Genomic DNA, 9,932 nt, shown 5'->3' with positions numbered 1-9,932 from the left:
CCCCTGTTTTCAAGTCGATCCAAGTCCTGCGGCTAATTGGAGTTCGCACAACAAGATGAACTTGGTTATAACGAATCCGAACTCTGTCGAAATCCAATTGCAACCGATTGTTAAAGACGGGGATTGGAAGTGGGTGGAGCTTGGACAATATATTAAAATTCCGGCAAAAACCACGATCCTGGCTACTGTTCCTCTAGATGGTCTTGTCAATAAAAACGTAAATCGAATGATCTTTAGAGTGCAAAGCGGCAGCGGTGGCTTTGCCGGAAGCATTCAGCTTCATACGATTGATTTTGATTTGGCGGCAGACGCCTATGCTTCTACCATTGCTGAGATGAATCGCCCGAAAACCGCCAGCTATTACCCATGGACTCTCGTAGAGTCCGCATTCACTGGGAACGTATCAAGCGGATTGAATGGCGAAACGATTTTTGTAAACTATAGTTCTTCAATAAACGATTCGATCGCAGCTGGTGTTGCGACGGAAACGAAGCCTGGACAAGGCATTGGAGATGACTGGTCGAAATATTCAAGCCTCTCTTGCACATTAACGAATACCGGCGCTAAGGCCATTCATGTTTCATTGGTGTTAAGGATAGGCGGCGGTTGGACATGGGAAGAGACGGGAGGCCAAACGGCGACGAATTCAGCCGCCGAAAGGGTACTGGCTCCCGGAGAATCAGTTGCTGTTACGTATGCGTTTCATTCTCCGATTTGGAAATCAGCGGCAACAAATTGGGTGAATTCTGCTGCTGTATCCAATCTGACGGATATTCGGGGTATCGAGTTCAAAGTGTATCCGAATTCCGGTGAAAGCGTATCGGCTGGGACGCTGAATATTACGAATTTTCAATTGAACTTTTAAACAAACGAAAACAAGCCCCTTCGCCGTTAATGGCGTAGGGGCTTGTTGCTTTTGCCCTCTTGGTTACGGATTACTTGTAGTGGCTGGCGCCGTGGAAGTTGCCGGTGCAGGGCTCTTTTCGGATGATAGCTACGGCTACCGCCCCTCTCGCCACCACGTACTTACCGGGAAGCTGCCGGAGTTCACATCGACCGGCTCACCGATTTTTGGAGTGGAAACGGTGACATTGCGGTTGGCTGCAGCTTTTGTCACCCGTTCCACAGGCTCGGTCCATGAATGGAGGGATAGGGTGAACGCGCTCCAATGGACCGGTATCATCAGCTTCCCGCCGAGATCGAGATGGGCCTGAACGGTTTGCTCCGGCATCATGTGGATGTCCGACCATCTCTCGTTGTATTGTCCGCATTCCATGACCGTTAAGTCAAAAGGACCGTACTTTGCGCCGATCTCTTGAAAGTGAGGGCCATACCCGCTGTCGCCGCTAAAAAATATCTTCGTCTTCTCTCCGTTGATGACCCACGAACACCATAGCGTGCGATTGCGTCCGATCAGTCCTCTTCCGGAAAAATGCTGAGCCGGCGTACAGACGAGGGAGAAGCCGTCTACCTCGCATTTATCCCACCAGGCATGTTCAGTGACTTTTTCAGGTGAGACTCCCCATTTGAGCAAAATCTTGCGAACTCCCATCGGTACAAGGAATCGGCGAGTCTTGTTCTTTAGCTTGAGGATCGTCGAGTAGTCCAAGTGATCGTAATGATCGTGGGACAGAATGACGGCATCGATTTCAGGTAAATTCTCCGGCTGGGCGGGCAATGAGCGATTATATCGTTTGGAGCCTACCCAGGAAACGGGAGAAGGGCGGTTGCCGAGCATCGGGTCGAACAGCAGCCGTTTGCCTTCCAGTTCCAGCAGAAAGGCGGAATGACCGAACCACGTTAACCGGGAGGCTTCCGACAGGTGTTCGGCATCCACCGGCTGATAAGCCATCACCGGGATGGCCGAGGTATCGGAAGGCCTGCGATCTGCTCTTCCCGACCGATAATCTTTCAGTAAACCAAAGATGCCGCTTGATCCTGTCATGACGGACGACGGCGACCCATTTTCATATTTTTCCATGATCGGACTCCCTTCCTATCCTCGCATATACGCCCAACTGTATTGTAATCGTCCGAACGTAGCGTTCTTGTTCGGATATTGTAAAAGTTTTGCGTACACAATGCAATCCCGTCAATAGAAGTGACAGCCCCGCTGCGGCTATTTTGCGGCAGCGGGGCTGTATAGCATTTCATCTAAAAGAAACTTCATTTCTTACGGCGTTGTGGTAGGAGCATTCGTTGCCGAAGCGGCAGCCGCGTTGCTGCCGGTACTGGAGCTGTACGAGCTCGAGCTTTTGCCTGAGGTCAAGCTTTGGAGATCGATGAAGGGTGTTGCGCCGCCGGTGACAGTAGGCATTTTGCCATCCCATTTCTCGATGGCCTTCTCTTGAACCTCGATTTGTTTCAACTGAATCAGTTCAGGAGTGACCTCCTGTTTCTTCAGCTTCAACGACTCCGCTTCCGCCTGAGCCTGAGCAACGGTTTGCTTTGCTTCAATTTCGACGCGCTTCAAGTCGTTCTCTGCTTGCATCGCCTTTTGCGAAGCAATTTGTTTGGCTTCAATGGATTGATTGAAGGCTTCGGCGAACTCGAAATTGACGATGCTGATGTCGGTGACGACGAGATCATAGGTAGCCATGCGTTTGGCTAATCCATCCTTTACTTCGGCGGCGACGGTATCGCGTTTGGTGATCAGCTCCTCGGCGCTATACCGGGCCGTTACCGTCTTCAAAACCTCTTGAATCGCCGGAGAGATGATCCGATTGGAATAGTCCATGCCTACTGTGTTCAAAAGCCGGTAGGCGCTATCCGGGTTGACCCGGTAGTTGACAGCGATGTGGGTCTTCGTCACTTGCAAGTCACGGGATGAAGCGGAGGCGTCCGCTTCCGATTTGGTAACTTGAACGTTAACCGGAATGGATCGATTGAATAAACGGAATTTTAAAATGAATGCCTTCGGACAACGCTTGATCATCCAGCTTTCCAAGGGTTTTCCGAACCCCGACATGGCCGTATTGAACGACGGCGAAGCTGTTGAACAACACTATGATCACCACTAAAGCAAGCAGCGACCAGGAGATGATTCTAGGCGCCTTAAGTTTACGTTTTCCTGCTGTTTCGGTCTCCATCTCAATAGTTCCTCCCCAAGTATCCTTTTCATACCGTTGCTATACGAGAGTCTTCGCCTCACGGTTTCAATCTTCCTGCAGTTTTTGAATAATTTATGCCCTTTCCGTCAAAACTGGTGAGAAGACCGCATGCAACTTTTGCCAGGAGGTATTGGAAAATGCTGAAAAAAGGGATTCCCACGCTTCTCTCTCTTCTTATGTTTCTTCTTATTCTCTCACCTAGTGCTTTGGCGGATGAGAAAAAGGCCCCGGCCATCGATTATGCTCCGAACGCTCGCTCTGCTGTGTTGATCGATGCGGATACCGGGACGGTGATTCAAGAGAAGAATAAGGATGAAAAGCTTCCGCCAGCCAGCATCACCAAAATCATGACCATGCTGCTGACCATTGAAGCGGTGGATTCGGGCAAGCTCAAGCTGACGGACAAAGTGCGGACAAGCGACTTTGCCGCGTCCATGGGAGGCTCGCAAATTTTTCTGGAGCCGGGAGAGGAAATGACCGTCGATGATATGCTGAAAGGCATCGCCATGGCTTCGGGTAACGACGCCTCCGTGGCAATGGCAGAAAAGCTAGCGGGCTCGGAAGAAGCCTTCGTGCAAATGATGAACGAACGGGCCAAACAGCTTGGCATGAAAAACACCCATTTTTCCAATTCCAACGGATTGCCGGCGGCAAATCACTATTCTACCGCCTATGATATCGCGCTCATGTCCAGAGAACTCTTGAAACACGAGCAAATCACGAAGTATACCGGCGCCTACCAAGACTATTTGCGCAAGGATACTGCCAAACCTTTTTGGCTGGTCAACACGAATAAGCTGGTACGCTTTTACAGTGGCGCAGACGGCCTCAAAACGGGTTATACGTCGGAAGCGAAATATTGTCTCTCAGCTACTGCAAAAAGAGACAATCTGCGGATAATTGCCGTCGTCATGGGCGAGCCCAATACGAAAACGAGAAACGCCGAAGTCACCCATCTGTTCGACTATGCTTTTTCCCAGTTTGCCAGCGCGCCGATTCTGAAGTCGGGAGACCCTATCGGTACCCTTAAAGTTAATAAAGGCGCTGTACGCTCTGTTCCTCTGACTGCCACTCACTCCTTTAGCATTTTGTTGAAAAAGGGCGAAGACAAGGGAGCCATTCGCCATGAAGTGACATTTGAAAAAAAATTGAAGGCTCCGATTCGCGCCGGGCAAAAAGTAGGCACGCTGACCGTCTATCGTAATGATGCGAAAGTGGCGGAATTTCCGGTAGAGAGTCCATTGGATATTAAGAAGGCCAGTTGGTGGAAATTGTTCAAGCGGACGACATCGAAGCTGTTTTTTATCGATTGAGATGAACGGGCTAATCTGAACTCGATGATGAGGCGGCGAAACGATTACCTTTTTGGCGAATCCAAACTACTTCTGTTGTCTGTCTTCTAGTTTTGTCGGCGAGGAAGGAAATGGATAGCGGGTGTAGAAATCAATGTTCAAGCTGAGGAAGGAGTGAGCTGAACTTGAGTCTGCACATCGAGATCGAACAGGATCGCCGCTATATTATCGTCAGGTTGGCGGGAGAATTGGACCACCCCACAGCGGAAACAGTCAAGCTGAGAATGGAAGAAGCTCTGCAAGAGGCATCAGCGGTAAACGTCATTTTGAGTCTAAAGGATTTGACCTTCATGGACAGCTCTGGACTTGGCGTGATTTTGGGCCGCTACAAGCAAGTAGCCGCTAAAGGCGGAAAAATGATCGTGTGCGACATCCATCCGTCGGTTTACCGTCTCTTTGAAATGTCGGGACTGTTTAAAATCGTCACAGTGCGGGAGAACGAGCTTCAGGCTATCTCCAGTTTGGAGGTCGTATCATGAGCGAAACGAACCGCATGGAGCTGACATTTTCCAGCCGCTCGGAGAACGAAGCCTTTGCCCGGGTTGCCGTGGCTGCTTTCGTTTCCCAGCTTGACCCGGACATGAATGAGCTTACAGACATCAAGACCGTTGTTTCCGAAGCAGTCACCAACGCCATCATCCACGGCTACGACAACGACAAGGAGCAAACCGTCACCATCAAGGCACGCATTGTGGATGATATGTTTTACTTGACCGTGGAAGATACGGGAATGGGGATCGAGGATCCGGAGCAGGCCAGACAGCCCCTTTACACAACAAAACCCGAACAGGAAAGATCGGGCATGGGCTTTACGATTATGGAAAATTTTATGGACCGGGTGGAAATTGATTCGGAAGTCGGCCGGGGAACCGTCGTCCGCATGGCAAAGCGAATCGAATCGAAAAAAGCGCTGTATAGCTAGGAGCCGGAACCTATGAATGCAGATCTAAAGCACGCCTCCCATAGCTATCTGGATGATAGCGAAGTCAAACGCTTGATCGCTCTCAGCCAGTCAGGGGATCATGTCGCCCGCGATACGTTGGTAAACTGCAATATCCGTCTCGTTTGGTCGGTTGTGCAGCGCTTCCTAAACAGAGGATACGAGGCGGAGGATCTGTTTCAAATCGGATGTATCGGGCTATTGAAGTCCGTCGACAAGTTCGATCTCAGTTACGATGTAAAGTTCTCCACCTATGCCGTTCCCATGATCATCGGCGAAATCCAGCGGTTTCTTCGTGACGACGGCACCCTGAAGGTTAGCCGCTCCCTGAAAGAATTGGCCAACCGGGTGCGCAAGTCGAAGGACGAGCTCTCGAAAACCTTGGGGAGATTGCCAACTGTCAAAGAAGTGGCGGACAGTTTAGGGATAACCCCTGAAGACGTGGTTTTCGCTCAAGAAGCAAATAAGCCGCCAACCTCAATACACGAAACCGTGTTTGAGAATGACGGCGATCCCATTACGTTAATGGATCAAATCTCCGATGAATCCCAGGAAAAATGGTTTGACCGGATGGCGTTGAATGAAGCCATCGAAACCTTGTCGGAGCGGGAAAGACTCATCGTCTATCTGCGTTATTACCGCGATCAGACCCAGTCCGAAGTGGCCAGCCGTTTAGGCATCTCCCAGGTGCAGGTGTCCCGTTTAGAAAAGAAGATCCTGCAATCGATCCGCAATCAGATTGCTCAATAGATGGATCTGGAACGCGCTTGATAGGCGACGATCAGTCCGTCAAGCTCCTGGCTCAACGTGACGATCTTGGGATGAACGAGATTCATCTCGTCTCTTGCCAAGCGGTTCAATTGGGAACGGAGCCTTTCAATCTTCTCGTATAACATCACGGTAGACATGGTGACCTCCTTCCTATACAAAACTCTCTATGTATAGGTGATAGAATAAAATAAACGGAAAACCAAAATCTGAAACCACCCTGCAGAGTTTTTGCGGGGTTTTTTGCGTCGTTTTCTAGTGCTCCCTTTTTTTCCATTTTGCAGGAGATGTAGACGACCTAGAATAATATAATAGATAAAAATGCCGAAATCAAGAGGGGTGGAGAAATATGAAAAAAATAGGAACATTCATGGTTTTCGCCCTCTTGTCGACTTATGCGATATGGCTGTTTTTGCGCGGTCCAGACGGACTTTATTCGACAAAACCGTTTCATCCGGAGGTGCAGATTGACGGTCGGCATATGCCGGTGCTTCAAGGTTCCTACTGCTGGAAAACCGTTCAGGGCGGTGAATGTTCAGATCAACCCTGGGCAAACGAAACCAAGTCAGCATCAGATTTACCGACGGAGACGGCGGCTCGCGGCAGCACCATGGTCATCAAGTTTCCGCGTAAACCGGACAAAATGACAGCGACCTTCGAAAATGTCAATTTGTCCTCCACGGCGTCACCGGTGCAAGTCCCTAAAGGGACGGTAACTTTACCCGACAAAGCGGGGGATTACTTGATCACCATCAACGCTTCCTGGGGAAACGGACGTTCCTCCAGTTATCTGCTCTCGGTGAGTTTGGAATAATGGAACCTCCATCCATGGAATACTTGGATTACGGCTTCTATGCTGGAAGGAGGGTCTGAGTATGTCAGCGGTCATGGACAACCGGTTGTACATTAGGTTCCGCAAACATATTGCGTTAGAGAAAGGAACGGACATTACATTGGGACGAATCGCGCAAATGCTTGCACCAACGGAGTTGGAGGAGAGCTTGCGTCGATTGGTTATCGTTAAGCCTGAGCAGCAGGACGGAAACATGGTCCTGGTGGATATTTTACAGGTCATCGACAGGATCAGCCATTTGTATCCAGATTTGCAGATCGAGCATTACGGCGAACCTCATATTTTGGTGGAAATCATTACAACCCGCCGCACTCCTCGATGGCTATTGGTGGCTATCGTTTGGTTGCTTCTATTCATAGGCTCAGGACTGGCGATTATGAATTTTCATGCGGATGTCAGCATGCTGGCAGTCCATCGTAGAATTTACGAGCTGGTTACGGGGCAGACGGGCAAGCGGATGTACATGCTGCAAATTCCCTATTCCTTCGGCATCGGTATCGGCATGGTGTTGTTTTTCAATCATATCCTGAAGAAGAAATTCAATGAGGAACCAAGCCCGCTGGAAGTGGAAATGTACCTGTACCAGGAAAATATGCATCGTTATGTAGTAACTGAAGAGTACGGTAAAAAAAATAAAGCAACAGAAAAAGGGGTAAAAGCGCCAGATGAACGGTATTCTCGCTGATCTGACCCTTGCTGTCATCGGTCTGTCGGGAGGAATTGCCGTCGGCAGCGGGCTTATAGCCTTTATCCTCGTGTTGGACATCATCCCTCGGCTTGCTCAATTGACCCGTACCTTTTCGGAAATCTACTTATATGAAGGGGCGATGGTCGCCGGTACTTTATTTTGGACACTGGCGGATTTTAACGGCTGGAAATCCGAGCTGCCATTGTACCTGCTAGTGATAGTAGGGCTTTTTTGCGGAGTTTTTGTCGGTATGCTTGCCGCTGCCCTTACGGAAGTGGTCAACGTCATTCCTATTCTGGCCAAACGACTACGTATGGAGCAGTATATTGCGTGGTTGCTGCTGGCGATGGTCACGGGTAAGGTAGTCGGTTCACTGCTGGAGTTTCTTTGGTTGTTTCCATGACTTTTTCAATAGGAAGTGCCGCAAAATTTCTTTCTTGAGATAACGCGGAGTCGCGTGAATTATTGTTTGTCAATCCATCACCCTTGTGGTACCTTAAGAGTAATATTTTTTGGGGGAGAGAAAAGCGATGTATTTGCACGGCACAAGCAACATAAATGCCCGCGGCCATCTTGAAATCGGCGGTTGCGATACGGTGGATTTGGCAGAGCGGTTTGGAACACCGTTATATATCGTGGATGAAGCTCTCGTCCGCAGCAAATGCCGGGCGTTCATGGATAGCTTCCGCGAATCCGGGCTGACTTATCAAGTTGCCTATGCCAGCAAAGCTTTTTGCACCATGGCCATGTGCCGACTGGTGGAGGAAGAGGGCCTTTATCTGGATGTCGTCTCGGATGGGGAGCTGCAAACTGCGCTGCGCGCCGGATTTCCGGCGGAGCGGATTCATTTCCATGGCAACAATAAAACACCGGAAGAAATCGAAATGGGAATTGATGCGGGAATCAGCTCTTTTGTCGTCGACAACTTCAATGAGCTGCACCTGCTTCAAGCGATAGCATCTGAGAAAAAGAAGGTCGTCAAGATTGTATTCCGGATTTCTCCCGGAGTGGAAGCTCATACCCATGATTACATTTCAACAGGGCAGGAAGACTCCAAATTCGGATTCGATTTGGCCAGCGGCGCCGCTTTGCGTGCCGTAAAGGAAGCCCTGGATCTTACTCATCTGAAGATATTAGGCATCCATTCTCATATTGGTTCGCAGATCTTTGAAACGGGCGGCTTTAAGATGGCGGCCGACAAGCTGATCGATTTCGCTTTGAAGGTGCGTGAAGAGACAGGCGTTATCTTTAAAGTCGTCAATTTGGGCGGCGGATTCGGCATCCGTTATGTAGAGGGTGACACACCCCTCAAGATATCCGAATATGTTCAAGCCATCACTCAGGGTATTGCGGAAACCTTCGGGGTAGCCGGGTATCCTCAACCGGAAATTTGGATCGAACCGGGCCGCAGCATCATCGGCGATGCCGGTACGACTCTTTATACCATCGGTTCCACCAAAGATATTCCGGGTATTCGTAAATACGTTTCGGTCAACGGGGGCATGACGGACAATATCCGGCCGGCTCTTTATCAGGCCAAGTATGAGGCGATGCTGGCAAACCGTGGGAATGAAGCGAATGAAGAGACGGTATCCATCGCTGGACGCTGCTGCGAAAGCGGAGATATGCTGATCTGGGACATCGACTTGCCGAAACCGCAGGCAGGAGACATTCTGGCCGTGTCCACTACGGGAGCTTACAATTACTCGATGGCCAACAATTACAACCGTGTACGTCGCCCGGCGGTCGTATTCGTCAAAGACGGCGTGGCTGACGTCGTCGTTCGCCGCGAATCCTACGATGATGTCATCGGAAACGACGTCATTCCTGCTCGTATGCGGAAACTGGAAGCAAGCATAAGAGCTTGATGCGGGGATGCAGGCAAATCTTCCTGAATATGTGATCATAAGGTTACCTTTGAGCCGTTTTTCTGGGGAAAAGGTAACCTTTCTTTTTTACGGTGGCAGGAAAGGATTTCCTTAGTAGGATAGCAAAGCGTTCATTGGAATGCTAAAATACGAAAGTAGATGAGATTTTTGTATGAAGTTGTCGAAAGCTTAGAAAGATTATCAAGGAATATGTTGGGAGTGTCATCCTCATGATCGTGAACCTGTTGCCAAAGCGCAGATTTAAGAACATCCTCGTTGCCGCTTCTTTAATTGCTTTTGCCGCGATCCAATCTTCGGTTGTGGAAGCGGCTTCATATCAAGTGGTTTTCCCT

13 protein-coding genes are annotated in these 9,932 nt (G+C 49.6%); 9 read left to right on the top strand and 4 right to left on the bottom strand.

The genetic code is table 11. From position 1 onward, the window contains the following. Positions 1-865, top strand: an 865-nt coding sequence (locus TJ79_RS15570; RefSeq protein WP_238323025.1) for a hypothetical protein, incomplete at its 5' end; no start/stop codon positions are given. Between the two features lie 135 nt (positions 866-1,000). Here TJ79_RS15570 and TJ79_RS15565 read toward each other — a convergent pair. The 3 genes from TJ79_RS15565 to TJ79_RS28580 form a co-directional block, all read right to left on the bottom strand. Continuing rightward, on the bottom strand, positions 1,001-1,981 hold the full coding sequence (locus TJ79_RS15565; RefSeq protein ID WP_040951261.1) for an MBL fold metallo-hydrolase: 981 nt from the start codon (positions 1,979-1,981) through the stop codon (positions 1,001-1,003). A 192-nt stretch (positions 1,982-2,173) separates the two neighbouring features. Next, positions 2,174-2,935, bottom strand: a complete 762-nt coding sequence (locus TJ79_RS15560) for a prohibitin family protein (RefSeq protein WP_337588950.1) — start codon at positions 2,933-2,935, stop codon at positions 2,174-2,176. Beyond that, positions 2,868-3,089, bottom strand: a complete 222-nt coding sequence (locus TJ79_RS28580; RefSeq protein WP_337588949.1) for an SPFH domain-containing protein — start codon at positions 3,087-3,089, stop codon at positions 2,868-2,870. The genes TJ79_RS15560 and TJ79_RS28580 overlap by 68 nt, the downstream gene beginning before the upstream one ends. A gap of 158 nt (positions 3,090-3,247) precedes the next feature. On the opposite strand from TJ79_RS28580, the gene TJ79_RS15555 reads away from it, so the two are divergent. The 4 genes from TJ79_RS15555 to sigF all read left to right on the top strand — a co-directional run bounded on the left by TJ79_RS15555 (position 3,248) and on the right by sigF (position 6,152). Further along, entirely contained in the window at positions 3,248-4,423 is a 1,176-nt protein-coding gene (locus tag TJ79_RS15555) for a D-alanyl-D-alanine carboxypeptidase family protein (protein ID WP_040951260.1), read from the top strand. Between the two features lie 164 nt (positions 4,424-4,587). Next, positions 4,588-4,941 (top strand): anti-sigma F factor antagonist, encoded by a 354-nt coding sequence (gene spoIIAA, locus TJ79_RS15550; protein WP_081756938.1) that lies wholly within the window; start codon positions 4,588-4,590, stop codon positions 4,939-4,941. Continuing rightward, complete coding sequence (gene spoIIAB / locus TJ79_RS15545; RefSeq protein ID WP_040951258.1) at positions 4,938-5,384, top strand: anti-sigma F factor; 447 nt, start codon at positions 4,938-4,940, stop codon at positions 5,382-5,384. The genes spoIIAA and spoIIAB overlap by 4 nt, the downstream gene beginning before the upstream one ends. A gap of 12 nt (positions 5,385-5,396) precedes the next feature. Continuing rightward, entirely contained in the window at positions 5,397-6,152 is a 756-nt protein-coding gene (gene sigF, locus TJ79_RS15540; protein WP_040951257.1) for an RNA polymerase sporulation sigma factor SigF, read from the top strand. Here sigF and TJ79_RS26770 read toward each other — a convergent pair. Then, positions 6,146-6,310, bottom strand: a complete 165-nt coding sequence (locus tag TJ79_RS26770; protein WP_081756937.1) for an aspartyl-phosphate phosphatase Spo0E family protein — start codon at positions 6,308-6,310, stop codon at positions 6,146-6,148. The genes sigF and TJ79_RS26770 overlap by 7 nt on opposite strands. A gap of 209 nt (positions 6,311-6,519) precedes the next feature. On the opposite strand from TJ79_RS26770, the gene TJ79_RS15535 reads away from it, so the two are divergent. The 4 genes from TJ79_RS15535 (at position 6,520) to lysA (ending at position 9,579) form a co-directional block, all read left to right on the top strand. Then, the gene (locus TJ79_RS15535) at positions 6,520-6,984 is read left to right on the top strand and encodes a hypothetical protein (protein ID WP_040951256.1); all 465 of its coding nucleotides are present in this window, start codon (positions 6,520-6,522) and stop codon (positions 6,982-6,984) included. A 61-nt stretch (positions 6,985-7,045) separates the two neighbouring features. After that, the gene (locus tag TJ79_RS15530) at positions 7,046-7,708 is read left to right on the top strand and encodes a stage V sporulation protein AA (protein ID WP_040951255.1); all 663 of its coding nucleotides are present in this window, start codon (positions 7,046-7,048) and stop codon (positions 7,706-7,708) included. Then, positions 7,689-8,114, top strand: a complete 426-nt coding sequence (locus TJ79_RS15525) for a stage V sporulation protein AB (RefSeq protein WP_040951254.1) — start codon at positions 7,689-7,691, stop codon at positions 8,112-8,114. Before TJ79_RS15530 ends, TJ79_RS15525 begins: the two co-directional genes overlap by 20 nt. 127 nt (positions 8,115-8,241) lie before the next feature. Further along, positions 8,242-9,579 (top strand): diaminopimelate decarboxylase, encoded by a 1,338-nt coding sequence (gene lysA / locus TJ79_RS15520; protein ID WP_040951253.1) that lies wholly within the window; start codon positions 8,242-8,244, stop codon positions 9,577-9,579. Positions 9,580-9,932 lie beyond the last annotated feature (353 nt).

It is taken from the genome of Gorillibacterium massiliense (assembly GCF_000455485.1).
In the GTDB taxonomy this organism is placed as follows: Bacteria; Bacillota; Bacilli; order Paenibacillales; family NBRC-103111; genus Gorillibacterium; species Gorillibacterium massiliense.
The sequence above is the reverse complement of the archived record's forward strand: the minus strand, read 5'-3'. Positions and strand labels throughout refer to the sequence as shown.

Excerpts from the sequence above, each read along its gene's own strand:
- TJ79_RS15565 (WP_040951261.1), bottom strand. The coding sequence starts at position 1,981 with ATGGAAAAATATGAAAATGGGTCGCCGTCGTCCGTCATGACAGGATCA.
- TJ79_RS15560 (WP_337588950.1), bottom strand. The coding sequence starts at position 2,935 with ATGATCAAGCGTTGTCCGAAGGCATTCATTTTAAAATTCCGTTTATTC.
- TJ79_RS28580 (WP_337588949.1), bottom strand. The coding sequence starts at position 3,089 with ATGGAGACCGAAACAGCAGGAAAACGTAAACTTAAGGCGCCTAGAATC.
- TJ79_RS15555 (WP_040951260.1), top strand. The coding sequence starts at position 3,248 with ATGCTGAAAAAAGGGATTCCCACGCTTCTCTCTCTTCTTATGTTTCTT.
- spoIIAB (WP_040951258.1), top strand. The coding sequence starts at position 4,938 with ATGAGCGAAACGAACCGCATGGAGCTGACATTTTCCAGCCGCTCGGAG.
- sigF (WP_040951257.1), top strand. The coding sequence starts at position 5,397 with ATGAATGCAGATCTAAAGCACGCCTCCCATAGCTATCTGGATGATAGC.
- TJ79_RS26770 (WP_081756937.1), bottom strand. The coding sequence starts at position 6,310 with ATGTCTACCGTGATGTTATACGAGAAGATTGAAAGGCTCCGTTCCCAA.
- TJ79_RS15535 (WP_040951256.1), top strand. The coding sequence starts at position 6,520 with ATGAAAAAAATAGGAACATTCATGGTTTTCGCCCTCTTGTCGACTTAT.
- TJ79_RS15530 (WP_040951255.1), top strand. The coding sequence starts at position 7,046 with ATGTCAGCGGTCATGGACAACCGGTTGTACATTAGGTTCCGCAAACAT.
- TJ79_RS15525 (WP_040951254.1), top strand. The coding sequence starts at position 7,689 with ATGAACGGTATTCTCGCTGATCTGACCCTTGCTGTCATCGGTCTGTCG.
- lysA (WP_040951253.1), top strand. The coding sequence starts at position 8,242 with ATGTATTTGCACGGCACAAGCAACATAAATGCCCGCGGCCATCTTGAA.